Annotated in this window: 20 protein-coding genes; 14 read left to right on the top strand and 6 right to left on the bottom strand. The window is 69.2% G+C overall.

The features are described 5' to 3' along the window. Window positions 1-173: 173 nt before the first annotated feature. Entirely contained in the window at window positions 174-2,288 is a 2,115-nt protein-coding gene (locus OPF83_RS06105) for a PhoX family phosphatase (RefSeq protein ID WP_264886355.1), read from the bottom strand. Between the two features lie 221 nt (window positions 2,289-2,509). On the opposite strand from OPF83_RS06105, the gene OPF83_RS06100 reads away from it, so the two are divergent. Then, window positions 2,510-3,568 (top strand): ABC transporter ATP-binding protein, encoded by a 1,059-nt coding sequence (locus tag OPF83_RS06100; protein WP_264886354.1) that lies wholly within the window; start codon window positions 2,510-2,512, stop codon window positions 3,566-3,568. 50 nt (window positions 3,569-3,618) lie between these two features. Here the strand turns inward: OPF83_RS06100 and OPF83_RS06095 are convergent, their stop codons facing one another. Further along, complete coding sequence (locus OPF83_RS06095; RefSeq protein WP_264886353.1) at window positions 3,619-4,476, bottom strand: siderophore-interacting protein; 858 nt, start codon at window positions 4,474-4,476, stop codon at window positions 3,619-3,621. Between the two features lie 286 nt (window positions 4,477-4,762). Here OPF83_RS06095 and OPF83_RS06090 point away from each other — a divergent pair, with 286 nt between their 5' ends. From OPF83_RS06090 to OPF83_RS06075, 4 genes are all read left to right on the top strand, one after another. Next, a complete protein-coding gene (locus OPF83_RS06090) occupies window positions 4,763-6,043 on the top strand; it encodes an ABC transporter substrate-binding protein (RefSeq protein ID WP_264886351.1) in 1,281 nt (426 codons plus the stop codon). 269 nt (window positions 6,044-6,312) lie between these two features. Continuing rightward, on the top strand, window positions 6,313-7,233 hold the full coding sequence (locus tag OPF83_RS06085; RefSeq protein WP_264886448.1) for a carbohydrate ABC transporter permease: 921 nt from the start codon (window positions 6,313-6,315) through the stop codon (window positions 7,231-7,233). A gap of 47 nt (window positions 7,234-7,280) precedes the next feature. Continuing rightward, a complete protein-coding gene (locus OPF83_RS06080) occupies window positions 7,281-8,126 on the top strand; it encodes a carbohydrate ABC transporter permease (protein WP_264886447.1) in 846 nt (281 codons plus the stop codon). 7 nt (window positions 8,127-8,133) lie between these two features. Next, window positions 8,134-8,370 carry a hypothetical protein gene (locus OPF83_RS06075; protein ID WP_264886458.1) on the top strand — a complete coding sequence of 79 codons (237 nt, stop codon included), beginning with the start codon at window positions 8,134-8,136 and terminating at the stop codon, window positions 8,368-8,370. A gap of 67 nt (window positions 8,371-8,437) precedes the next feature. On the opposite strand, the gene OPF83_RS06070 is transcribed toward OPF83_RS06075, so the two are convergent. From OPF83_RS06070 to OPF83_RS06060, 3 genes are all read right to left on the bottom strand, one after another. After that, a complete protein-coding gene (locus tag OPF83_RS06070; protein WP_264886350.1) occupies window positions 8,438-9,235 on the bottom strand; it encodes an LLM class F420-dependent oxidoreductase in 798 nt (265 codons plus the stop codon). Between the two features lie 118 nt (window positions 9,236-9,353). Then, a complete protein-coding gene (locus OPF83_RS06065) occupies window positions 9,354-9,920 on the bottom strand; it encodes a DUF4334 domain-containing protein (protein ID WP_264886349.1) in 567 nt (188 codons plus the stop codon). After that, the gene (locus OPF83_RS06060) at window positions 9,917-11,059 is read right to left on the bottom strand and encodes an acyl-CoA dehydrogenase family protein (protein ID WP_264886348.1); all 1,143 of its coding nucleotides are present in this window, start codon (window positions 11,057-11,059) and stop codon (window positions 9,917-9,919) included. The genes OPF83_RS06065 and OPF83_RS06060 overlap by 4 nt, the downstream gene beginning before the upstream one ends. A 117-nt stretch (window positions 11,060-11,176) precedes the next feature. Here OPF83_RS06060 and OPF83_RS06055 point away from each other — a divergent pair, with 117 nt between their 5' ends. Further along, window positions 11,177-12,673: an aldehyde dehydrogenase family protein gene (locus tag OPF83_RS06055; protein ID WP_264886346.1), complete on the top strand. Its 1,497-nt coding sequence runs from the start codon at window positions 11,177-11,179 to the stop codon at window positions 12,671-12,673. A gap of 135 nt (window positions 12,674-12,808) precedes the next feature. Further along, the gene (locus OPF83_RS06050) at window positions 12,809-13,801 is read left to right on the top strand and encodes an oxygenase MpaB family protein (protein ID WP_264886344.1); all 993 of its coding nucleotides are present in this window, start codon (window positions 12,809-12,811) and stop codon (window positions 13,799-13,801) included. Window positions 13,802-13,887: 86 nt separating this feature from the next. On the opposite strand, the gene OPF83_RS06045 is transcribed toward OPF83_RS06050, so the two are convergent. Continuing rightward, complete coding sequence (locus OPF83_RS06045; protein WP_264886342.1) at window positions 13,888-15,309, bottom strand: TetR/AcrR family transcriptional regulator; 1,422 nt, start codon at window positions 15,307-15,309, stop codon at window positions 13,888-13,890. A gap of 165 nt (window positions 15,310-15,474) precedes the next feature. On the opposite strand from OPF83_RS06045, the gene OPF83_RS06040 reads away from it, so the two are divergent. The 7 genes from OPF83_RS06040 (at window position 15,475) to OPF83_RS06010 (ending at window position 24,087) form a co-directional block, all read left to right on the top strand. Beyond that, window positions 15,475-16,692 (top strand): acetyl-CoA C-acetyltransferase, encoded by a 1,218-nt coding sequence (locus OPF83_RS06040; RefSeq protein WP_264886340.1) that lies wholly within the window; start codon window positions 15,475-15,477, stop codon window positions 16,690-16,692. A 44-nt stretch (window positions 16,693-16,736) separates the two neighbouring features. Further along, window positions 16,737-18,950, top strand: a complete 2,214-nt coding sequence (locus tag OPF83_RS06035) for a 3-hydroxyacyl-CoA dehydrogenase NAD-binding domain-containing protein (protein ID WP_264886339.1) — start codon at window positions 16,737-16,739, stop codon at window positions 18,948-18,950. After that, window positions 18,950-19,936: a nitronate monooxygenase family protein gene (locus OPF83_RS06030; protein ID WP_264886338.1), complete on the top strand. Its 987-nt coding sequence runs from the start codon at window positions 18,950-18,952 to the stop codon at window positions 19,934-19,936. The genes OPF83_RS06035 and OPF83_RS06030 overlap by 1 nt, the downstream gene beginning before the upstream one ends. Further along, the gene (locus tag OPF83_RS06025; protein WP_264886337.1) at window positions 19,933-20,724 is read left to right on the top strand and encodes an enoyl-CoA hydratase-related protein; all 792 of its coding nucleotides are present in this window, start codon (window positions 19,933-19,935) and stop codon (window positions 20,722-20,724) included. Before OPF83_RS06030 ends, OPF83_RS06025 begins: the two co-directional genes overlap by 4 nt. A gap of 45 nt (window positions 20,725-20,769) precedes the next feature. Next, window positions 20,770-22,359 carry a fatty-acid--CoA ligase FadD5 gene (fadD5, locus tag OPF83_RS06020; RefSeq protein ID WP_264886336.1) on the top strand — a complete coding sequence of 530 codons (1,590 nt, stop codon included), beginning with the start codon at window positions 20,770-20,772 and terminating at the stop codon, window positions 22,357-22,359. 23 nt (window positions 22,360-22,382) lie between these two features. Beyond that, complete coding sequence (locus OPF83_RS06015) at window positions 22,383-23,192, top strand: ABC transporter permease (RefSeq protein ID WP_264886335.1); 810 nt, start codon at window positions 22,383-22,385, stop codon at window positions 23,190-23,192. A 64-nt stretch (window positions 23,193-23,256) separates the two neighbouring features. Beyond that, complete coding sequence (locus OPF83_RS06010) at window positions 23,257-24,087, top strand: ABC transporter permease (protein ID WP_264886445.1); 831 nt, start codon at window positions 23,257-23,259, stop codon at window positions 24,085-24,087. The last annotated feature ends 6 nt before the right edge of the window (window positions 24,088-24,093 follow it).

The following is a 24,093-nucleotide window of genomic DNA, read 5'->3' as shown; positions in this document are numbered from 1 at the left end:
GCCATGGTGGCGATTCTTGACGCCGTCACGGCGGGATCCGGGCCAGATTCCCGCCGTGACGGCGTCAAAAAGAGCGCCGAGGGCGACCGGGCCGGCCGTGCGCCGAGGGCGACCGGGCCGGCCGTGCGCCGAGCGCGGTCGCCCTACCGGGTCAGCGTCCGGCAAGACGGGGGTCAGCTCCCGAGCGAACCGCCCGCCAGCGAGCCCATCGCACCGAGGTAGCCCTCGCGCCACGCGACGACGGTCGACGGACGCGGCTGCGAGGTCCCGCCGTCGGGCCAGTGCGAAGCGGGGGCCTCGATCGTGGCGCCGTCCTTGTCGCCCGGGTGCTGGACGTTGACGATCACGCGGTGATCCGTGACGAGCGGGCCGCAGGTCTCGGCGCCGATCGGCACGGTGAGGAACAGCTTCGTCTCGCCGCGGTTCGCGCCCGAGGTGGCCACCGAGTAGAGGCCGTCGTTGAAGCCGAGCGCATTGCCGTCGGTGGAGACCCACAGGCCGCCGGCCGGTTCGAACGCCAGGTTGTCCGGGCAGGAGATGGGGCTGACCTTGGTCTTGTCGAACCCGCCGAAGTAGGTGTCGGCCGCAGCGGGGTCGCCACAGACGAGCAGCAGGTTCCAGCCGAAGCCGGTGCCCGCGTGATCGTCGGTGAGCTCGAGGACCTGACCGTGCTTGTTGTTGTGGCGCGGGTTGGCCTCGTCGGCCGCTGCCTTGCCGGCGGTGCCGCGCTGGCTGTTGTTGGTCAGTGCCATGTAGACCTTGCCTGTCGTGGGGCTGGGCTCCACGTCCTCCGGGCGGTCCATCTTGGTGGCGCCGACCTTGTCGCCCGCCACGCGGGTGAACACCGCGACCTGCTCCGGGGTCATGCCGGGCACGTGGGAGACGGCCTTGCCGTCGGCCGCGACCGTCATCAGCGGGAGCCACGTCCCGGTGCCGTCGAACGCGCCGTCGGTGGGCAGCGTGCCGCTGCCGTCGATCTCGGCTTCCGGGGAGTTTCCGGTGAAGGTGGCCACGTAGAGCGTTCCCTCGTCGAGGATCCGCATGTTCTCGCGGCGGGCCTCGGCAGTCTTTCCGGGGTTGATCTTGCGGCTGGAGACGAACTTGTAGAGGTAGTCGAAGCGCTCGTCGTCGCCGGAGTAGGCCACCACCGTGCCGTCCGCGGTGACGTGGATGTTGGCTCCCTCGTGCTTGAAGCGGCCCATCGCGGAGTGCTTCACCGGGGTCGAGGTGGAATCCCACGGGTCGACCTCCACGACGTAGCCGAAGCGGTGGACCTCGTTCGGCTCGGCGGCCAGGTCGAAGCGGGAGTCGAAGTTCTCCCACAGGCGTCCGGACGGCTCGGCCGCGATTCCGTAGCGGCGCAGCTCCTCGAGGCGGGCGGCGTCCGTGACGGAACCGGCGGTGCCGAAGTACTGGTTGAAGTTCTCCTCGCCTGACAGCACGGTGCCCCACGGGGTGTGGCCGCCGGCGCAGTTGTTCAGGGTGCCGAGCACGCGGGAGCCGGTGGAGTCGGCCGCGGTGCGGGTGAGGGCGCCGACGGCGGGGCCGCGCAGCTCGAACGGGGTCGTGGCCGTGATGCGGCGGTTGTAGCTGCCCATCACCGGGCTCAGGCCGCCGTCGGTCGGGCGAGCGGCCAGCTCCACCACGGTCAGGCCGTGGGCGGCCCAGGCGATCTCGACCTGCTCGCGGGTCGGGGCGGCCTCGTCGTAGCCACGGAACATCGACGGCTCGGTCGTGTACTCGTGGTTGACGATGAACAGGAACCGGTCGTCACGGTCGTCCATCGGGAACATGACCGCGAGGTCGCAGTTGTATCCGTACTGCATGGCCTGGGCGGCGGCGGTCTGGTTCTCGAAGTCGAACTCCGGGGCGCCGGGCAGGACGGGGTCGCCCCAGCGGATCACCACGTCGCTGCGGTAGCCCGCGGGCACCCTCACGGCGTCGTCGGTGTTGGGTGCGACCGGCGTGAACGTGGTGTCGACCGTCGCACCGAGCGAGCCCGCGGCGCCGCCGAGGGACCCGAGAGGGCCGGAGATCTGCGCGGCGGCGGTGGAGGGGAGCATCTGCGTGGCACCCGCGGCGAGCGTCATGACGCCGGCCGCCTTGAGCACGCCGCGACGGCTGATGCCGGCGGCGATGTCACCGAAGTACGGGTTGTCGGTGGTGTTGGGCACCGGCTGGGAACACTGGTCACCGCACTTGTAGAGGCAGGTGATGTGCTGGCGGTTGGAGATGCCGGGAGCGGCACCGCCGGAGGTCGTGAGCGGAAGCAGGTTGCGGATCGACATATTTCTCCCTGAGAGCAAGTGCGGTACTGGCCATGAGACGGCTGAGCTATCGCTGCGACCGTAGGAACTCAGGGAGTCGGGGCGGCAGAGATGCGGCCACCAACTGATGAACCACGGGCACAGTGCAGGTGAACTCTCCGGCCGGTCGCTACAGTCGACGTGGTCACCCTTATATTTCGGATCGTCCGGCACGTTCCTGCCGGTGGAGGGAAGAGTCAGCGATGTCCGGTGTCAGTTTCGAGAACGTGTCCATCGTCTATCCGGGGGCGTCCCGCCCCAGCGTGGACGGCCTGGATCTCCGTATAGAGGACGGCGAGTTCCTCGTTCTGGTGGGCCCGTCGGGCTGCGGCAAGTCCACGATCCTTCGGTCACTCGCCGGCCTCGAGCCAGTGGCCGCTGGCCGGATCACGATCGGCGGCAAGGACGTCACGGGCCTCGAGCCCAAGGACCGCGACATCGCGATGGTGTTCCAGAACTACGCGCTGTACCCGCACTACTCGGTCCGCGAGAACATGGGTTTCGCGCTCAAGTTGGCGAAGAAGCCCAAGTCGGAGATCGCCGAGCGGGTCCAGAAGGCCGCGGAGATGCTCGACCTGGTGCCGTACCTCGACCGCAAGCCCAAGGAACTGTCGGGCGGCCAGCGTCAGCGCGTGGCCATGGGCCGGGCGATCGTCCGGAATCCGCAGGTTTTCCTCATGGACGAGCCGCTGTCCAACCTCGACGCCAAACTGCGCGTGGCCACCCGTGCCCAGATCGCCAAGCTGCAGCGTGAGCTGCACACGACGATGCTGTACGTGACCCACGACCAGGTCGAGGCCATGACGATGGGCGACCGGGTGGCGGTGCTCAAGGACGGGGTCCTGCAGCAGGTGGATTCGCCGCGTGAGCTGTACGAGAACCCGGGCAACGCGTTCGTCGCCGGCTTCATCGGCTCCCCGGCGATGAACCTCTTCGACGCGCGTGTCGTGGACGGCGTCGTGGATCTCGACGGCATGCGCAATCCCGTGCCCGCCGGGGCGCACGGCACGGTCACCATCGGGGTCCGGCCCGAGCACCTGCGCCTGACGACGGCGGGCGAAGAGGGCATGTCCGCGGTGGTGGATCTGGTCGAGGAGCTCGGCGCGGACAGCTACCTGCACTGCTCCACGCCCGACGGTAATCCGCTCGTCTACCGCGCCGAGTCGACCGATCATCCCCGCAAGGGCGACCAGGTCAGTCTGGTCGCGCAGGAGGGGCAGGTGCGCTTCTTCGACGCCGAGACGGGCGACCGCCTGCGCTGATTCACCCGCCTGCGCTGACGCGACCGCCCGCGCTGCCTACGGGCGTTCGCTCAGCGCCAGTACCCGGTGAAGGACACGAGGTCCTTGGCGACGCCGCAGTCGCGGACGAGGAACCGCCGCAGTCCGGTGACCATGGACGACGGGCCGGCGAGGTAGGCGTAGCTCAGGTCGGCCGGGGCTCCGCGTCGCCGGACCTCGGCGAGCGCGCCGGCGCCGGGCTCGGTGTCTCCTCGTTCTGTCCACACCACCTCGACGCCGGAGGGCCGGGGAAGGTCGCGGATGTCGTTGGTGTTCCCGAGTTCGACGACGACGAGCCCGGTCATCGTCTCCGGGGCGCCGGACAGGATCCCGGCGATGGCGGGAAGGGCGGATTCGTCGCCGACCAGGAGCTCGCAGGTGGAGTCCTCGGGCGGGGCATAGAGTCGGCCCTCGTCGAGGAGCGCGGCGGCGGATCCGAGGGGTGCATCGCGTGCCCAGGTCAGGCCCGGTCCTTCGTGTGAGTCGTCCACGTACACGTCGAAGTCGAGTTCTGCGGTGGCACGCCCGGCGGCGGGGTCGCCGGGTCGGAAGTCGACCGTCGTGTAGTTGCGGATGAGTGGCCTGCGGGACGGCCGGGTGAGCGTGTAGCTGGCGATACTGCGCAGGCTCATGTCGGGCAGGGTCCTGGGTTCACCTGCCCCGACCCCGGTTCCGGTTGCGTTACCGGTGTCTCCGGCGACGTCCGCGGCTAGTCCGCCACCGGAGGGCAGGAACAGGCGGAACCACTGGTCTGCTCCCATCGGCTGGTAGCTGTCCAGGTCGGCACCGGTGACCGTCAGTCGGAGGAAGGACGGGCTCACCTCTGCGCGGGCGGACAGGGTGACGGGAATGGTCGTGGCGTGGTCCGGCTTCATGCGCTTCACACTCATGAGGGCAGCCTAACCTAACTATCCACCTCGACAGCTAGTGCGGAACATGCCTGGGGTGAGAGGTGTCACACTGATGTTGATGTTGTTAGAGTGTCTTGTGTGACTGATGTTTCATGATTGGATCTCGACCATGTTCGCCCGTGTGGCGGGGCTTCCAAATGGCGGCTGGCAAGTGGGATACGCTCAGCTGGTCCTCAGTGAGATGTGAGTCACAACCATGACGGATCGCTGATCCCGCCCATACGCATCGGCGGGGGCGTCGAGACATGACAGTAGGAGAATGCACATGGCCGGATTCGGCAGGATTTTCAAGGGAGCGGCGGTCGCCTCGATCGTGGCGCTCTCGGTGACGGCGTGTTCGAGTGACGGTGGCGACTCCGCCGCCTCGGACGAGCAGGCTCAGTCCGGCACCGATTCGCGCGGTCCCATCACCTTCGCGATGGGCAAGAACGACATCGCGACGCTCGAGCCCGCCGTCGAGCAGTGGAACGCCGAGCACCCCGACGAGCAGGTCACCCTCCACGAGCTGCCCGGCGACGCCGACGCCCAGCGTGACACGCTGGTCCAGTCGCTCCAGGCCGAGAGCGGCGACTACGACGTGTTCGCCCTCGACATCACCGACACCGCGCACTTCGCCGCGAACGGCTGGGTCCAGGCGATCGAGGGTGACACCTCCGTCGACACCTCCGGGCTGATCCCGGCCGCGGTCGAGTCGGCCACCTACAACGGCACCCTCTACGCCGTGCCGCAGAACACCAACGCGCAGCTGCTGTACTACCGCACCGACATGGTTCCCGAGGCCCCCGCCAACTGGCAGGCCCTCGTCGACTCGTGCAACGTCGCGGTCGAGCGAAACGTCGACTGCCTCCAGATGCCGCTCAAGCTCGGCGAGCAGGCCACCGTGGCGGCGAGCCAGTTCATCAATAGCTGGGGCGGCTCCGTGGTGGGCGAGGACGGTGCCACCCCGGAGGTCGAGTCCGAGCAGTCGCGCGCCGGCCTGCAGGCCCTCGTCGACGGCTACCAGGACGACGTCATCGCCAAGAAGACCGACGCCTTCTCGGAGGAGGAGACCGCGCTCGGCTTCCTCGGCGGCGAGACCATGTACTCGTACAACTGGCCGTACATGTACGACAAGGCCAAGACCGAGGCCGGCCCCGAGGTCGCGGATAACTTCGACGTCGCGCCGATTGTCGGCCCGGAGGGCGCCGGTGCGTCGACCCTCGGTGGCTACAACAACGCCATCAACGTCTACTCGGAGAACAAAGCGACCGCCGTCGACTTCGTCTCCTTCATCATCAGCGAGGACGTCCAGATGGGCTTCGCGCAGGCGTCGTTCCCGCCGGTGCTGGCCTCGATCTACGACGACCCGGCCCTGCAGGCCGAGTTCCCGTACATGACGGCGCTCAAGGCGGCGCTCGAGGCGGCCAAGCCGCGTCCGGTGACCCCGTTCTACCCGGCCGTCTCCAAGGCCGTGCAGGACAACACGCACGCCGCGCTCAAGGGTGAGAAGGACGTCGAGCAGGCCACGACAGACATGGCCGCGGCCATCCAGCAGGCCGGCAACTGACAGATCGACGGTTCTGACGTGGCGACCGGGGCCCGTGAGCCCCGGCCCACTTCGCCGGACCGTCGTCGACCGGCCGGTGCACGGGTATACGATCCCGTGTGCCGGCCGGTTCGTCGTCCGCGCACCGCATCACTTCGAGAGCAGGAGGGACGATGACAGCCCAGATCCCGGAATTCTCGACGGGTCATGCTTCCCCGCCGGGTGACGGGCGGACGTCGGATTCCCCGCCGGTGCTCGTCAAGAAGAAGTTCGACTGGCGCCCGGTGTGGATGGTCGGCCCGCCGCTGGTCATCCTCGCCATCGTCATCGGCTATCCGATCGTGCGCGCGGTCTACCTGTCGTTCGTCGGTGACGCCGGGCTCAATCCGGAGACCGGACGGTTCGAGGACGGCGCGTTCGGCACGCTCTCGCACTACATCTACTGGCTCAACCAGACCTGTACGAGCAACAGCGGCGTCTCCGTGCCGTGTGCCCCCGGCAACATCGCCACCGACTTCTGGCCGGCGATGCGCAACACTGCGATGTTCACCGTCGTCACCGTGTCCATCGAGACCGTCCTCGGTTTCTGGATGGCCGTGGTCATGGGCCGCAACATCTGGGGCCGCGCCCTCCTCCGTGCAGCGGTCCTCGTGCCGTGGGCCATCCCCACCGCGGTCACCGCCAAGCTGTGGGCGTTCATCTTCTCCCCCGAGGGCATCGTCAACTCGATCCTGGGGCGCGACATCGCCTGGACCACCGACCCCTTCTACTCGAAGGTCGCCGTGATCATCGCGGACGTGTGGAAGACGACGCCGTTCATGGCACTGCTCATCCTCGCCGGCCTGCAGATGATCCCCGGGGACGTCTACGAGGCGGCCCGTGTCGACGGCGCCACCAAGTGGCAGCAGTTCGTCAAGATCACCCTCCCGTTGGTCCGCCCCGCGCTCATGGTCGCGATCCTCTTCCGCACGCTCGACGCGTTGCGCATGTACGACCTGCCGGTGATCCTCATCAGCGCCAACTCCAGCTCACCCACGGCCACCATCTCGCAGCTCGTGGTCAACCAGATGCGGACCGGCGCGTTCAACAGCGCGTCCGCTCTGTCCACGTTGGTGTTCCTGCTGATATTCGCCGTGGCGTTCGTCATGGTGAAGTGGCTCGGCGCCAATGTCGTCGAGGACCGTACCGGTAAGAAGGAGGAGATCCGGTGAGCGCTCCCACCGCATCCACGACCCGGTCCGGCGCCGAGCGCCCCCCGATCGCCGCTCCCCGGCAGCCGATCTGGCCGCAGATCCGCACCTACCTCGGCGCCCTGTTCATCCTCGTGTGGGGCCTGGCGCCGTTCTACTGGATGGTCGTCACCGCGTTCCGCGACAACGTCCACACGTTCTCGAAGAACCCGTTCCCGTCGCACCTGACGATGGCCAACTTCAAGCAGGCCCTCGACACCTCTGGCGGCAACGACTTCCTGGCGGCGATCGGCAACTCCGTCCTCATCAGCGTGGTCACCACGCTCGCGGCCATCATCTTCGGCGTGTTCGCCGCCTACGCGCTGGCCCGCGTCGATTTCCGGGGCAAGTTCCTGGTCTCGGGCGTGGTGTTGGCGGCGTCGATGTTCCCCGGCGTCGCCCTGGTCACGCCGCTGTTCCAGCTGTTCACGGACATCGGCTGGATCGGCAGCTACCAGGCGATGATCATCCCCAACGTCTCGTTCGCCCTGCCGCTGACGATCTACACGCTCACGTCGTTCTTCAACGACCTGCCGTGGGAGCTCGAGGAGGCGGCTCGTGTCGACGGCGCCACCCGCGGTCAGGCGTTCATGAAGATCATCCTGCCGCTGGCCGCGCCGGCCCTGTTCACCACGGCGATCCTGGCGTTCATCATGACCTGGAACGAGTTCATGCTCTCCAGTCAGCTGTCGAACCAGTCCACCGAGCCGGTCACCGTCGCCATCGCCCGTTTCGCCGGGAACGACCCGTTCACCCAGCCGTATGCAGCGATCATGGCGGCCGGCGCGCTCGTGACCATCCCGCTCGTGATCATGGTGCTGATCTTCCAGCGGCGCATCGTCTCCGGCCTCACCGCCGGCGGCCTGAAGAGCTGATCGGGGCGTGGCACGGGGCACGGGGCGCGGTGGGGCCGACGCGCTGGCGACCCGTCAGCGTCTGGAGATGCTCGCCGGGTTCGTCGGCTTCTTCACGCTGCTCGCGGTGGTCAACGCGGTCGGCTTGATCGCCACCGGCCGGCCGTCGATGCTGGCGTCGGTGGTCCTGCTGGGGATGCTCGTCCTGTCCTGGCTGACGTACCGGGCGTGGCGCCGGGCCGATCGCGCGGTCAAGGGCCTCTGAGCCTCCGCCCCCGAAGGGGCCCAGCGCCCGGCCCCAGCGGGCTCGGTGCCCGTCGCGCCAGGCGAATTCAGCGCCCGTCGCGCCAGGCGACCAGCGGTTCGACCAGGTCGAGTGGGTAGTCGGGACCGTTCAGTCCGACGGTGAACAGCGTGATCCCCTCGGCGTGGAGCGCCTCCGCGGTCCGCCGCGCGTCGTCCGGCGAGGCCGCGCCGCCGATCTCGGTGGACCGTTCGATCTCCGCAGGATCGCGCCCCACGTCAGCGCAGTGCCGCGCGAGCACCTGCGCCTTGTGCCGGTAGGTCTCCACGTCGACGAACGAGTGCCAGATGTCGGCGTGCCGGGCGACGTGCCGCAGTGTCTTGCGTTCACCGCCGCCGCCGAGCAGGACGGGAATGTCGCGCGTGGGGGGCGGGTTGAGCGCGGAGAATCGCTTCTCGATCCGCTCCAGCGACCCACCGAGGTCGTCGAGTCGCGAGCCCTTGGTGCCGAACTCGTAGCCGTATTCGGCGTAGTCCCGCTGGAACCACCCGCTGCCCAGGCCCAGGATGAGGCGTCCGCCGGAGATGTGGTCGACGGTGCGGGCCATGTCGGCGAGCAGGTCGGGGTTGCGGTAGCTGTTGCAGGTCACGAGCGCGCCGAGTTCCACGCGCTCGGTCTGCTGCGCCCACGCGGCGAGCAGGGTCCAGCATTCGAAGTGGGCGCCGTCGGGTTCGCCGTAGAGGGGATAGAAGTGGTCCCAGTTGAACACCACGTCCACGCCCGCGTCCTCGGACCTGGCCACGGCGTCGCGCAGCTGTCCGTAGTCGGGGCAGTGTTGCGGTTGGAGTTGGACGGCGATGCGGATAGGTCGATCGGCGGGAGACATGTGCCCATTGTGCGGCCGTGCGTCGTGCGGCGCAGCCGATCCCGCGCCGAATCGCTCCGTGGGCGGGCCGGGTTCGAGAACCCCCCGATTCTCGACGCCGGGCCCGCCCGGGCGGCGGTCAGTCCTCCCGGTCGAGGAGGAACCAGAAGTGCTCGCCGTCGGAGACGGTGCCGCGTCCGTTCATCACCGCGAGGAGGGTGGACGGCCGTGACGCGCCGGTGGTGGGATCGGTGGTGGTGTCGACGACGACGAAGTGGTCGATCACCGGCAGCCGGTCGTACACCATGGACGCGGTCGGGCGTCCCCGGAACGAGACCTCCCACAGTGATGCCCCGCCACCGCCCGTCGCTGAGGTATCCGGGACCACGTCGCCGGAGTCGTCGGTGACGAGGATGGGGTCGACCTTGCGGGCGTCGGTGAAGTCCTTGCCCCACCACCGCATCTGTCCGAGCATGGCGAACATCGGGTGCCCGGTGTCCAGGCCGGTGCCTTTCCAGCGACTGCCGGCGATGTCGTCGACGCGGGCGGGACTGAGGCGGTCCCATAGGGCCGAGACCCGCTCGGACGGGACGGTGTCGAGCGCGCGGATCTCCGCGAGCTCGGCTGCGAGGTCAGCGGCGAGTTCGGAAGGGGCCTCGGTGGCGCGCTCGGCGGCGAGCTTCGAGGCGACTCCGTCGGCGCTCACAGGCCGAGCGTCTTTCCGATGATGTCGCGCTGGACCTCGTTGGTGCCGCCGTAGATGGTGGAGACCACGGCCTGGCGGACGAGTCGCTCCATGCCGTACTCGGTGGCGTAGCCGTAGCCGCCCATGGACTGCATGCACTCGAGCGTGACGCGCTTGCTCAGCTCGGTGGCCTTGAGCTTGGCCATGGAGGCTTCCCGGGGGAAGAGGTCCTCCGGGTTGGAGTCGTCGACCTTCTTGGCCACGGCGTAGATGAGGAGGCGGGTGGCCTCGATCTCGGTGGCCAGGTCGGCCATGCGGTGGCGGATCACCTGGAAGGAGCCGACGGGGCGTCCGAACTGCTCGCGCTCGCGGATGAATTTGAGGCAGTCGTCGAACGCGCGCTGGGCCACGCCGAGCTGCATCGCGGCGAGGATGAGCCGCTCGGTGTTGAGCCCGGTCATGAGCTGGCTCCAGCCGCCGCCGACCTCGCCCACGACGGCGTCGGCAGGCAGGCGGACGTCGGTGAAGTAGAGGTCGTTGACCTCCTTGCCGCCCATGGTCTCGATGCCGGTGATCTGCAGGCCGTCGATGTCGGCCGGGACGTCGAACATCGTGATGCCCTCGTGCTTCTTGCCCGAGGAGTCGGTGCGGGCGACCAGCAGGATGCGGTCGGCGAAGTGGGCGTTGGAGCACCACGTCTTCTGGCCGTTGATCACCCACTCGTCGCCGTCCCGCTCGGCCTTGCAGCGCAGGGCGGCGACGTCGGAGCCGGCGCCGGGCTCGGACATCGAGATGGACAGCGTGCCGCCGCCCACGGTGAGCTCGAGAGCGCGCTTGCGCTGCTCCTCGGAGCCGAACTTCTGGTACGCGGCGGCGGTGATCAGGGTGGGGCCGATGCCGCCGATGGGCGCCAGGCCCCGCAGGGAGTGCTCGAGCAGGAGGCACAGTTCCACCGCGCCGGCGGCGGAGCCGCCGTACTCCTCGGGAACGGTGAGTCCGAGCCAGCCGAGCTTGGCCATCTTGGCGTAGATCTCGGGGGAGTGGGTCCCGCCCTCGGTGGTGAGCTCGGCGCGCTTCTCGACGCTGCCCACCTCCCGGGCGCAGAAGTCGTCGATCGACGCGGCGAAATCTCGCTGCTCTTCGGTGAGGATGTCGAACACGTGTGACCTTCCGTCGTGGTGTTTGGGGGTGTCAGGATCGGCCGCGGTGGACTAGTGTGGCCGGTATCACCGTACGCTACATCAAATATATGTGATCTGAAACGGGAGGCCCCACCGATGACCACGACCGAGCCGAGCAAGACCGGCCCCACCTTCGCCAGCCTGGACCCGCGTGACGGAAGTGTGATCGCCGAGTACCCCATCGCGGGTCCGGAAGAGGTGGCGCTGGCCGTCGAGCGCGCGCGGGCGGCGTCGCGGTGGTGGGCGACCCAGGGACCGCGCGGTCGTCGAGAGTGGTTGCTCGAGTACAAGCGGGCCATCGCCTCCCGTGCCCAGGAGCTGGCCTCGTTGATCTCGCTGGAGACGGGCAAGCCCGACGAGGACGCCACGCTCGAGGTCATGCTCGCGGTCGGCCATCTGGAGTGGGCGGCCAAGAACGCGAACAAGGTCCTTCGTCGTCGTTCCGTCTCGGCCGGCCTGCTCATGTCCAACCAGTCCGCGTACGTCGAGTACCAGCCCTTCGGCGTGGTCGGCGCGATCGGTCCGTGGAACTACCCGGTCTTCACGCCGATGGGCACGTTGTCGTATGCGATGGCGGCCGGGAACGCGGTCGTGTTCAAGCCGAGCGAGCTCACCCCGGGGGTCGGCGTGTGGCTCGCCGAGGTCTGGGATTCCCTCGGAGCCTCGCACTCGATCATCCAGACCATCACCGGCGACGGCTCGACCGGCGCCGCGCTGTGCACGTCCGGCGTCGACAAGCTGGCCTTCACCGGGTCCGCCGCGACCGGCCGCAAGGTCATGGCCGCGTGTGCCGAGAACCTCACTCCCGTCGTCATCGAGGGCGGCGGTAAGGACGCCGTGCTCATCGACAAGGATGCGGATCTGGACGCCGCCGCCGATCAGACCGTGTTCGGTGCCATGGGAAACGCCGGCCAGACCTGTGCGGGTGTCGAGCGGATCTACGTGCACGAGGACGTCCACGAGGCGTTCGTCCACAAGTTCGCCGCCAAGGTCCGCGCGCTGACTCCGGGTGTCGCCGACGATGCGAGCTACGGCCCCATGACCCTGCCGACGCAGGTCGACATCGTCCGGCGCCACGTGAAGGACGCACTCGCGCGAGGCGGCAGGGCCGTGGTCGGTGGCGAGGAGTCCGTGGGTGAGCGGGTCGTCGAGCCCGTCGTGCTGGTGGACGTCCCCGAGGACTCGACCGCGATCACCGAGGAGACCTTCGGTCCGACCGTCGTGATCAACAAGGTGGGCGACCTGGAGGAGGCCGTCGAGAAGGCCAACGCGGTCAACTACGGGCTCGGCAGCGCGATCTTCACGGGCGACAAAAAGCGCGGCCTGGCCCTGGCGGAGAAGCTCGACGCCGGCATGGTGTCGGTCAACTCGTTCCTCGCGTTCGCGGGCATCGCGGCGCTGCCGTTCGGCGGTTCGGGTGACTCGGGCTTCGGCCGCATCCACGGCGCCGACGGCCTGCGGGAGTTCGCGCGCCCGCGCTCGATCACGGTCGAGAAGTTCTCGGCCCCGCTCAATCTCATGACCATGACCCGCAAGCCGCGCGACATCAAGATCGTCAAGTGGATGCTCACCAACGTTCAGGGAAAGTTGTGATCTGACATGACCGCCACCACCCCTCACCGTTCCGCGGAGGAGACGCCCACGTCGCCGTCGCCGTCGACCACGACGACCACGGCGGATTCGTCGAAGCCCACGGTTCCCGGGGTCTTCGGACCGATCCCCACCGACATGGTGATCGACGCTGACCGGGCGCACCCGCTCACCGCACATGCCCCGCGCAGGGGCGGGCGCTTTTACTGGCGGGACCTGGTCGCCACCCTCGACCCTGTGGCGGACGCAGCCGAGATCCACCGCATCACCGCCGCGTACGAGTTCCCGTGGGACTACCAACGGGCGCTCGAGCTGGCGCTGTACCGCACGTACTGCGTGCCGTCGGTCTCGGCTGTGCTGTCGGAGGCGGGGAATTTCAGGGACAAGCCGCAGCAGCGATACGACGACACGGCACTGCTGATGGCTGAGCTCGTGGAGTACGGGTACGACTCGACCCGCGGCAAGGAGTCGCTGCGGGTGATCAACCGGCAGCACTCCATGTACGACATCACCAACGACGACATGCTGTACGTGCTCTCGACGTTCATCTACGAGCCACTCGAGTGGATCGACGCCCACGGGTGGCGCCGCCTGCACCCGAACGAGCGACTCGCCGCCTTCAATTTCTACCGAGCGGTGGGCAACCGGATGAACATCGCGGATATCCCCGAGGACATGGCGGAGTTCCGGCGGTGGCGGGACGACTACGAGGCACGGGTGTTCCGCTACGCGGACACCAACCACGAGATCGGTACGTACACGCTCGAGCTCATGTGTTCGTGGTTCCCGAAGCCGATCCGGCCGGCGGTGCGCAAGGGGGTGATGTCGATCCTCGACGACGACATGGCCCGCGCGTTCGGCTTCCCGGCGCCGTCGCCTCGACTGCGGAATGCCGCCTACGCCGCCATCCGGGCACGGTCGCGCGTCATCCGATGGTTCCCGATTCGCCGACGGGCGTTGAGTACGGAGGGGACAGAGAACCGGACCTACCCCGGCTACCCGAACGGATACCGGCCCGCGGACCTGGGGGCGCATCCCATCATCCCGAGGGACCGGGCGGGGGCCGGCGGGTGCCCCGTGCCGCACGGTGGCGCGGTCGGGGGCTGTCCCGTTCCGCACGGGGGCGCCTAGGTCGCTGATACCGGGTGCGAGGCCGCGGACGGTTCACACGACCTCCGCAGTCCCGGCCCGTCCAGGTCTCCGCCGATGGCGGCCGGTCAGTGTGGGATGAGGATGATCCCGGCCAACTGTTCGAAACGCGGAGCCACGGCCTCATCGAATGCCGTGCCCTGACCGCCGTCGAGCACCGCCGCGAGTGCGGCGTGGACGCGGATGCGGGCGAGGGACTCGGCCTCGGGGCGGCCGTCGGAACGGGGTGCGCCCGGTGCGGCCGGGGTGTCCGGGGTGGCTGGCGTCGCCTGGACGACCAGACTCGCCCACCGGTGCAATTGCCGGCGCTGGGACTGCCGCAGTCGCGCGAGGTCCTCAGGGGCGAGTGAGCCCAGCTCCGAGTGGTAGAGCATGAGGTCCGGCCCGTGGGAGAACGCGATAGAGACGTACTGGCCCAGCAGGGCGGCGAGCAGATCTCCCGGCTCGGAGTCGGTTCCGGTGTCTGCGCCAAGGCCGGCGGCGTCGAGTACGGCGTGATCGTCCAGCAGTTCCTCCACCAGCTGCGCGGTGCGGTCGACCGCGGCCAGGAGTAGTGCGGATTTCCCGGGGAAGTGCCGGTACAGCGCGGAGGCCGCCACGCCGACGTCGGCGCCGATCGCCTCCATCGTCACTGACTCGTAGCCCTGCGAGCGGAACCGGGCGACCGCGGCGACGATCGCTGCCTCGCGGGTGGCAGCACCGCCGCGGAGGCGGGATGGGGCCGGTGTCGACGGTGTCGCGTCAGGCGGCGGAAGTGTCCGGGCCGGCGCCACATTCTGTTCCGGCACGGGATCGCTGGCCGGGTCCGGGCGCGGGGGCGGCACCGCCAACGCGAGCTCGTCTGCGATCGAGGTCATGAGAGCGACGACGTCGGCATCCGGGACCGCGATCCGGTGATGGCCCAGCGAGGCGATGCACGACAGGATCGCCGCCGCGGCCGATCCCGCGCCCGGTGCGCGGGTCCCGTCGGTGTGTGGTCGTTGTCGTCGTCGTTCTTCCTTGATCGCGTCGGCGAGCCGGCGCCGCACCCTCGCGTCCACCTCGTTCACCGCGGCGCGGTCCTCCGCCGTGAGATAGCGACTCTGCCACCGGTAGAGGGCCGCGCGCGTGCGGTGACGCAGCGTCATGCGGGTGATCGAGGCGACGAGGTCCCCGAGCGGCGTGGGGGAGCGGTTCGGTGTGGGAGCGCCGCCTGCGCCGGGTGTGCCGTCCGCCCCGGGGCCGGCGGGGGACGACGACGCCACGTCGAGTTCAGCGGCCAGCGTGGCGACGGCATCGCGGAACATCTCGTACTTGCTCGGGACGTGGCGGTACAGCGCGCCGGCCGTGACCGACCGTCGCTCGGCGATGTGCTCGACGCGGGTCGCGTGATAGCCGCGACGCGAGAATTCCTCTGCCGCCACCAGGGCGATCTCTGCACGTCGGGAGCCCGGCTCCGGCACCCTCAGCGGTGCGGCGGGGTCGTGGCGGTGCGTCGGGGTGGCGGTCACGACGAGGGGCTCCCGGGATCGGCGGAACGGCATTGTGATGTTGACAACACCGGTTACAGTGGCCATAGTAAACCCCAATTCACAGATATATGTGATCGAATCCAAGATGCCAGCGTGGTGACGACGGAGACGACCACACGTCCACCCGAAAGGAAATCCCTCCACATGTCAGTGCCTGAGGCCTACATCTACGACGCGGTGCGTACGCCCCGAGGACGGGGCAAGTCCAGCGGTTCGCTTCACAGCGTCGCGCCGATCGATCTCGCGGTCGGTGTGCTCCAGTCGGTGGTGGAACGCAACTCCGGCCTCGATCCCGCGCAGATCGAGGACGTGGTGATGGGGATCGTGGCTCCGGTGGGTGAGCAGGGCGCGGTGCTGCCGCGGATCGCCGCGATCGCGGCGGGTCTGCCGGAGACGGTCGCCGGGGTTCAGGAGAACCGCTTCTGTGCGTCGGGTCTGGAGGCGGTCAACCTGGCTGCGCAGAAGGTGCGCGCTGGTTGGGAGGATCTGGTCATCGCCGGCGGTGTGGAGTCCATGTCGCGCGTGCCGATGGGGTCCGATGGCGGCGCGTGGGCGCAGAACCCGCGAGTCAACTACTCCACGTCGTTCGTGCCGCAGGGCATCGGCGCGGATCTCATCGCCACGATCGAGGGCTTCAGCCGGCGGGATGTGGACGAGTTCGCGGCCCGTTCGCAGGAGCTCGCGTCTGCGGCGTGGGATGCGGGCCTTTTCGCCGGTTCGGTTGTCCCGGTGGTGGATTCGGCCGGTCAGGTGATGCTCGACCACGACGAGCACATCCGTCGGGGCACGACCGCGGATGACCTGGCGGGGCTTCGGCCCTCGTTCGCGGCTCTGGGGCAGCAGGCCGGGTTCGACGCGGTGGCGCTGCAGAAGTACCACGCCGTGGAGAAGATCGACCACGTCCATCACGCCGGTAACTCCTCGGGCATCGTCGACGGTGCCACCGCGATGCTGATCGGTAATGCCGCGGCCGGCGAGCGCAACGGCCTGTCGCCGAGGGCTCGGATCGTCTCGGCAGCGGTGGTGGGTTCCGAGCCGACGATCATGCTCACCGGGCCCACCCCGGCCGCGCAGAAGGCGCTGGCCAAGGCCGGACTGTCGATCGAGGACATCGACCTGTTCGAGGTCAACGAGGCGTTTGCTTCCGTGCCGATGAAGTTCGCCAAGGACCTGGGCGTGCCGATGGAGAAGATCAACGTCAACGGCGGCGCCATCGCCATGGGCCACCCGTTGGGTGCCACGGGCGCGATGATCCTCGGCACCGCGCTGGACGAGCTCGAACGCCGCGACGCCCGATACGCCCTGGCCACCTTGTGCGTGGGTGCCGGCATGGGTATCGCCACCATCATCGAACGCCTCTGATCCGCCCAGGCCGCAGATTTTTCACGAAGGACGACACGACTTCCATGAGCAGTGAATTCACCAACACCATCTCCTACGAGCGCGATGCCGACGGCATCGTCGTTTTGACCCTGGACGACCCGAACCAGAGCGCCAACACCATGAACGCCGACTACCTGGCCTCGATGGAGGCGACTGTTGACCGCCTGGAGGCGGAGGTCGACGACATCACCGGCGTGGTGCTGACCTCGGCGAAGAAGACCTTCTTCGCCGGTGGCGATCTGGGCGACATCCTGTCCATTCCCGCAGACGGGGCCGATCTGGCGATAGCGACAGTGGATCGGGCCAAGGCCCCGCTGCGGCGGCTGGAGACCCTGGGCAAGCCCGTCGTGGCCGCGATCGGTGGTGCGGCCCTGGGTGGTGGCCTCGAGATCGCCCTGGCCACCCACCGGCGCATCGTGGTGGATTCGCCGGCCATCCAGCTCGGCCTGCCCGAGGTGGGCCTGGGCCTGCTGCCCGGAGGCGGCGGGATCATCCGCACCGTGCGGATGCTGGGTGTGGCCAACGCACTGATGGGCGTCCTCCTGGAGGGCAAGCGACTGAGTCCGGGCAAGGCACTGGAGATCGGCCTGGTCGACGAACTGGTCGCATCAGCCGAGGACCTGCTGCCGGCGGCCAAGGCGTGGATCACCGCCAACGCCGGCACCCCGGAGGCGGCCACCCAGCCGTGGGACCGCAAGGGCTACCGCATGCCCGGCGGCACGCCGTCGAGCCCGTCGCTCGGCGCCAACCTGCCGGCGTTCCCGGCGATGCTGCGCAAGCAACTTGGTGGCGCGCCCTACCCGGCGCCGGTGGCGATCTTGTCGGCGGCCGTCGAGGGCGCCGGTGTGGATTTTGACACCGCCTCGACGATCGAGGCCCGCTACTTCGCCGGGCTGGCCACCGGTCAGACCGCCAAGAACATGATCCGCGCGTTCTTCTTCGACCTGCAGAAGGCCAACGGTCTGGCCAAGAAGCATGGTTCCGCCGAGCGTGAGCCGGTCGGCAAGGTGGTCGTCCTGGGCGCCGGCATGATGGGCGCCGCGATCGCCTATGTGTGCGCCAAGGCAGGCATGGAGGTGGTGCTCAAGGACATCGACTCCGCGGCCGCCGAGCGGGGCAAGGGCTACTCGGAGAAGCTGGTCGCCAAGACCGTGTCCCGGGCCGCCGAGGGCGAGGCGCGCCAGAAGGCGCAGGCCAAGGGCGAGGCCCTGCTGGCCCGCATCACGCCCACCACCGACCCGGCGGACGCTGCAGGCGCGAACGCCGTGATCGAGGCCGTGTTCGAGGACCCGAAGGTCAAGGCCCAGGTGTTCGCGGAGATCGCGCCCCACATCGCCCCGGATGCGCTGCTGTGCTCCAACACCTCCACCCTGCCCATCACGATGCTCGCCGACGGCGTCGACCGGCCGGCGGACTTCATCGGCCTGCACTTCTTCTCGCCCGTGGACAAGATGCCGCTGGTCGAGATCATCAAGGGCGAGAAGACCTCCGAGGATGCTCTCGGTCGGGCGCTGGCGCTGGTCGCGCAGATCGGCAAGACCCCGATCGTGGTCAACGACTCGCGTGGCTTCTTCACCTCCCGCGTGATCGGCACCTTCACCAACGAGGGCATGGCCATGCTGGCCGAGGGCGTCCCGGCGCCGACGATCGAGCAGGCCTCCTCGCAGGCCGGATACCCGGCCCCGGTGCTGGCGCTGATGGACGAGCTCACCCTGACCCTGCCGCGCAAGATCCGGGACGAGACCCGACAGGCCGCCGAGGCCGAGGGGACGCCACTGCCGGCCCATCCCGCTGACACGGTCCTGGACCGGATGATCGACGACCACGACCGCAAGGGCCGCTCCACCGGCGCCGGGTTCTACGAGTACGACGAGGCCGGCAAGCGCGCCGGCCTGTGGCCGGGCCTGGCCGAGGCGTTCGGCCCCGCCACCGAGATCCCGTTGCAGGACGCGATCGACCGGATGCTGTTCGCCGAGGCGATCGAGACCGTCAAGTGCCTGGACGAGGGCGTGCTGGAGACCACCACCGACGCCAACGTCGGCTCCATCCTCGGGATCGGCTTCCCCGGCTGGACCGGCGGCGTGGCCCGCTACATGGACCAGTACCCCGGCGGACTGCCCGGATTCGTCGCGCGCGCCGACGAACTCGCCGCCGCCTACGGCCAGCGGTTCACCCCGCCGGCCTCCCTGCGCGACAAGGCCGCCAACGGTGGCACCTACGAGGAGGTCCAGCCGTGATGCGCACCCGATTCACCGAGGAGTTCGGGGTCCGGCACCCCATCGTGCAGGGCGGGATGATGTGGGTCGGCCGGGCCGAGCTCGCCGCCGCCGTCTCCAACGCCGGGGCGCTGGGCATCCTCACCGGACTCACCCAGCCCACCCCGGAGGACCTGGCCCGCGAGATCGCCCGCTGTCGGGAGCTGACCGACCAGCCGTTCGGGGTGAACCTGACGATCCTGCCCGCGATCGACCCGCCCCCGTACGACGAGTACCGGCAGGCGATCGTCGAGTCCGGCGTGAAGATCGTCGAGACCGCCGGATCCAACCCCAAGGAGCACCTGCCGGTGTTCCACGAGGCCGGGATCAAGGTCATCCACAAGTGCACCTCGGTGCGGCACGCACTCAAGGCCGAGCAACTGGGCGTGGACGCCGTCTCGATCGACGGTTTCGAGTGCGCCGGCCACCCGGGTGAGGACGACGTGCCCGGCCTGGTCCTCATCCCCGCCGCCGCGGCGAAACTGTCCATCCCGATGCTGGCCTCCGGAGGCATCGCCGATGCCCGCGGCCTGGTCGCCGCCCTGGCACTGGGCGCCGACGGGGCGAACATGGGCACCCGCTTCATGGCGACGGTCGAATCCCCCGTGGACCAGGCCGTCAAGGAGCAGATCGTCGCCAACACCGAGCTGGACACCAAGCTCATCTTCCGCACCCTGCACAACACCGCCCGCGTGGCCGCCAACGCCATCTCCACCGAGGTCGTGGCCCGCGAGGCCGAGGGTGTCGAGTTCTCCGACATCGCGCACCTCGTGGCCGGAGCCCGCGGCCGCAAGGTCTTCGAGGACGGCGACCTGGACGCCGGGATCTGGACCGCCGGGCAGTGCCAGGGCCTCATCGACGACATCCCGACCGCCGCCCAGCTCGTCGACCGCATGATCGACGAGGCCGAAGAGATCATCACCTCCCGCCTGGCCGGGATGGTCGCCACGAAGGAGGCAGCACGATGACCCCCACAGGAGCCGACGCGCTCAGAGTCGACACCGACGACGCCGGGGTGGTGACCATCAGCATCAACCGCCCCGACCGGATGAACGCACTGGACGCCCCCACCGTCACCGCACTGATCGAGCTGATCACCGGGCACGGCACCGACCCCGACACCCGGGTCATCGTCCTCGCCGGGGAAGGCCCCGCGTTCACCACCGGCGCAGACCTGCAGGCGATCGCCGAGGCCGGCGACGACGCCCCGACCCCGGACCAGACGATGGACAACGCCGCCGCACTCGTGCGGGCAGTGCTCACCACGCCGGTGCCGGTGATCGCCGCGGTCAACGGCCCCGCCGCCGGCGTCGGCGTGTCCCTGGCCCTGGCCTCAGACCTGGTGCTCATGTCCGAGGACGCCTACCTGCTGTTCGCGTTCACCAACATCGGCCTCATGCCCGACGGCGCCGCCAGCGTCCTGCTACCCGCTCAGGTCGGACGGTCGGTGGCCTCCCGAATGTTGCTGCGCGGCGACGCCGTCTCCGCCGCCGAGGCGAAGCAGGTCGGACTCGCGATCGACGTGCTGCCCTCAGGCGAGCTGCGCGCCGCGGCCGCCAAGACCGCCCGCCGCCTGGCACGCGGCCCACGCCGCGCACTGGAACTGACCAAAAAGGCCGTCACCGGCGCGACACTCGCCGAACTCGACGCCGCACTGGCCCGCGAACACGAAGGCCAGGTCGAACTCCTCCAATCCGCCGACTTCGCCGAAGGCGTCGCCTCCATGCTCGAAAAACGCCGCCCCACCTTCTCCTGACCCGTCGACCCCCGCTCACACCGCATTTTCCGAAAGGCCGAGATCATGAGCACTGCCACTGATCCCATCGTCGAGCTGCACGCGGCGCGACGCAACAACTGGAACACGTGGGTGGCCACTCACGCCGAGATGAACCCCGAGGGCGAGGCGCTGCGCTACCTCGGCCAGACCACCACCTGGTCGCAGCTCGACGAGCGCTCCGGCCGGTTCGCTGCGGCCCTGGCCTCCCGCGGCGTGGGTGAGGGCGACCGGGTCATGCTCATCACGCTGAACAACCCGGAGTTCGTCGAGGCGGTGCTGGGCATCAACAAGCTCGGCGCGATCGCCGTCCCGGTGAACTTCCGCCTCACCCCGGGTGAGCTGGCCTACCTGGTGAGCGACTGCTCGCCGACGGTCGTCATCACCGATGCCATGCTCGCGCCGCTCGTCGGGGCGATCCGCGCCCAGGGTGAGGAACCCGGCGAGCACATCGTGATCGGCGGAGAGCCGGGGACGGCAGACCAGACCACCTACGCCGAGGCCCTCGAGGCCCACCCCGAGGCGCACCCGCCGGTCGACGTCCGCGAGGACGCCACCGCGCTCATCATGTACACCTCGGGCACGACGGGCCGCCCCAAGGGCGCGATGCTCTCCTATGAGAACCTGACGGCCCAGTCGCTCACCTGCATCCGCGTGTTCCGGCTCTTCGACGAGGACGGCCGTGCCCTGTGCGCGGCCCCGATGTTCCACATCGCGGCCCTGGGATCCATCGCCCCGAGCCTCCAGCTGGGCGGGACCACCGTCATCCACCCGCTGCAGGCCTTCGACCCGGCCGCCCTGCTGGACACCCTGGAGGCCGAGAAGATCACCTCGATCTTCCTGGTCCCGGTGCAGTGGCAGGCCGTCTGCGCCGAGCAGCAGGCCCGCCCGCGCAGCCTGGAGCTCCGCAACATCTCCTGGGGTGCCGCCCCGTCGACCGACACCATCCTGCGGGCCATGGCGGAGACCTTCCCCGACGCGCTCAACTGTGCGGTGTTCGGCCAGACCGAGATGAGTCCCATCACCTGCGCCCTCGACGGCGACGACGCGATCCGCAAGCTCGGCTCCGTCGGCAAGGTCATCCCCACGGTCCAGGCGCGCGTGATCGACGGGCTCGGCGACGAGGTCGCCCCCGGTGAGGTGGGCGAGATCGTCTACCGCGGGCCCACCATGATGTCCGGCTACTGGAACAAGCCCGCCGAGACCGCCGAGGCGTTCGAGGGCGGCTGGTTCCACTCCGGCGACCTGGTCCGTATGGACGACGAGGGCTTCGTCTACGTGGTGGACCGCAAGAAGGACATGCTCATCTCCGGCGGCGAGAACATCTACTGCGCCGAGGTGGAGAACATCATCGCCGGCCACCCCGCCATCCGCGAGGTCGCGGTGATCGGCCGCAAGGACGACAAGTGGGGCGAGGTGCCGGTCGCGGTGGTCGCGCTGAACGAGACCGAGGGCCCGGACCTCACGCTCGACGAGCTCAACGGCTGGCTGCGGGACAAGCTCGCGGGCTTCAAGCTCCCCAAGCACCTGGTGATCCTGGACGAGCTTCCGCGCAACGCCAGCGGCAAGGTCGTCAAGGGCACGCTGCGCGCCGAGCACGGCTCGGTCGGCGTCTGACCGGGTAGGGCAGGCCCAGTCTCATGACTTTCCACCTGCCCACCGGCCGCGGCCCGGTCACCGATCTGGCGGGCCAGGTCGGCGCGCTCGTCGGGTTCTCGGTGTTCACGCTGACCTCGTGCGTGACGACCGTGGTCCGCGGCCGGCTCTCGCTCACCGAGACCCGCGACCAGGCCCTGTTCATCGCCCGTGTCTGCTCGATTCCGGCCCTGCTGCTCATGCTGCCGGTGGGCGTGCTGGTCGCGGTGTCGGTGGGCGAGATGGCCGGCCGACTGGGGGCGGCCGGCTACGCGGGGGCCGTGGTGGCCTTCGTCGTGGTGGGCCAGGCCTCGGCGCTGGTCTGCGCGTTGATGCTCGCCGGGGTCGGGGGCTCGGCGATCTGTGCGGACCTGGGGTCCCGGACCATCCGCGAGGAGGTCGAGGCCATGGAGGTCATGGGACTGGACGTGGTCGAGCGGCTCGTGGTGCCGCGGGTGATCGCGACTGTCCTGGTGTCGGTGGTGATGTGCGCGTTGGTCACGGCGATGGGCGTGGTCGCGTGCCTGATCTACCAGGTGTACGGGCAGGGGGAGTCGGCCGGCGCGTTCCTCCAGACGTTGAGCGCGTACGGCCGGCCGTCTGACCTGTGGATGGCGATGGTCAAGTCGGTCGCGTTCGCGATCGTCTCGGCGCTCATCGCCACGTTCAAGGGACTGCACGCGAGTGGGGGCTCGAGTGGTGTCGCGGACGCGGTCAACGAGACAGTTGTCCTGGCCTTCGTCACGGTGTTCGTGATCAACACGGTGTTCTCCGCCGTGTACGGCCTGGTCGTGCCCTCGGTCGGAAAGTATTAGGGGGAGCGGGGCCATGGGGGGATTCGGGGTCGCGCAGACCACCGCGTGGCAGCGCGTGCGCGCGATGCGCGCAGCCGGTCAGGCGGGCCGGGTCGGCACGGCGATGGCCGAGGTCGGCCGGCACGTCACGTTCGCGGGCAAGGTCCTGGTGTCCCTGCCGACGGCACTCGTCCGTTACCGCGGGCAGGTGCTCCGCGAGGTCGTGGACGTGGGCTTCGGCTCCAAGTCGCTGGTCGCCGGTGGCGGCACGGTGGGGATCGTGCTGGCGATGTCGGCCGTCGCGGCGATCATGGTGGGGGTCGAGACGTACCGCGGCCTGGATCTGATCGGCATGACCACCCTGTCGGGGATGCTCTCGGCGATGGCCAACACGCGCGAGCTCGCGCCGGTGGTGGCGTCGATCGCGCTCGCCGCGAAGGTCGGCACGGGCTTCACCGCCAGGCTCGGTTCGATGCGGATCTCGGACGAGATCGACGCCCTGGACTCCATGTCCGTGCCGACGATCCCGTACCTGGCGGGCACGCGCCTGATCGCCACGATGATCTGCATCGTGCCGCTGTACGCGATCGGCCTGGTGGCCACGTACATCGCGACCCGGGTCGTGGTGGTGTACGTCAACGGGGGCTCGGCGGGTACCTACGACCACTTCTTCCAGATCGCGCTCGGCCCCGAGGATGTCGTCTATTCGCTGATCAAGGCCATCGTGTTCGCGGCGGTGATCGTGCTGGTGCACTGCAGCTACGGCTACTACGCGACGGGCGGTCCGGAGGGGGTCGGCCGGGCGGCGGGCCGCGCGCTGCGGACGTCGATCCTCGCGATCGGCTTCCTCGACATCGTCTTGACCTTCGCCCTGTGGGGCCTGGTGCCCGAGGTCCCGGCGTTGGGGATCACGTGAGGCGGC

This window comes from Dietzia sp. NCCP-2495, from assembly GCF_026011735.1.
GTDB lineage: Bacteria > Actinomycetota > Actinomycetes > Mycobacteriales > Mycobacteriaceae > Dietzia.
Note: the sequence above shows the minus strand (reverse complement) of the source record. Positions and strands in the feature narration are given on the sequence as shown.

Coding starts and splice junctions, on each gene's coding strand:
- OPF83_RS06030 (WP_264886338.1), top strand. CDS start 18,950: ATGCGCACCCGATTCACCGAGGAGTTCGGGGTCCGGCACCCCATCGTG.
- OPF83_RS06040 (WP_264886340.1), top strand. CDS start 15,475: ATGTCAGTGCCTGAGGCCTACATCTACGACGCGGTGCGTACGCCCCGA.
- OPF83_RS06085 (WP_264886448.1), top strand. CDS start 6,313: ATGGTCGGCCCGCCGCTGGTCATCCTCGCCATCGTCATCGGCTATCCG.
- OPF83_RS06050 (WP_264886344.1), top strand. CDS start 12,809: ATGGTGATCGACGCTGACCGGGCGCACCCGCTCACCGCACATGCCCCG.
- OPF83_RS06105 (WP_264886355.1), bottom strand. CDS start 2,288: ATGTCGATCCGCAACCTGCTTCCGCTCACGACCTCCGGCGGTGCCGCT.
- OPF83_RS06090 (WP_264886351.1), top strand. CDS start 4,763: ATGGCCGGATTCGGCAGGATTTTCAAGGGAGCGGCGGTCGCCTCGATC.
- OPF83_RS06095 (WP_264886353.1), bottom strand. CDS start 4,476: ATGAGTGTGAAGCGCATGAAGCCGGACCACGCCACGACCATTCCCGTC.
- fadD5 (WP_264886336.1), top strand. CDS start 20,770: ATGAGCACTGCCACTGATCCCATCGTCGAGCTGCACGCGGCGCGACGC.
- OPF83_RS06100 (WP_264886354.1), top strand. CDS start 2,510: ATGTCCGGTGTCAGTTTCGAGAACGTGTCCATCGTCTATCCGGGGGCG.
- OPF83_RS06055 (WP_264886346.1), top strand. CDS start 11,177: ATGACCACGACCGAGCCGAGCAAGACCGGCCCCACCTTCGCCAGCCTG.
- OPF83_RS06070 (WP_264886350.1), bottom strand. CDS start 9,235: ATGTCTCCCGCCGATCGACCTATCCGCATCGCCGTCCAACTCCAACCG.
- OPF83_RS06010 (WP_264886445.1), top strand. CDS start 23,257: ATGCGCGCAGCCGGTCAGGCGGGCCGGGTCGGCACGGCGATGGCCGAG.
- OPF83_RS06025 (WP_264886337.1), top strand. CDS start 19,933: ATGACCCCCACAGGAGCCGACGCGCTCAGAGTCGACACCGACGACGCC.
- OPF83_RS06035 (WP_264886339.1), top strand. CDS start 16,737: ATGAGCAGTGAATTCACCAACACCATCTCCTACGAGCGCGATGCCGAC.
- OPF83_RS06015 (WP_264886335.1), top strand. CDS start 22,383: ATGACTTTCCACCTGCCCACCGGCCGCGGCCCGGTCACCGATCTGGCG.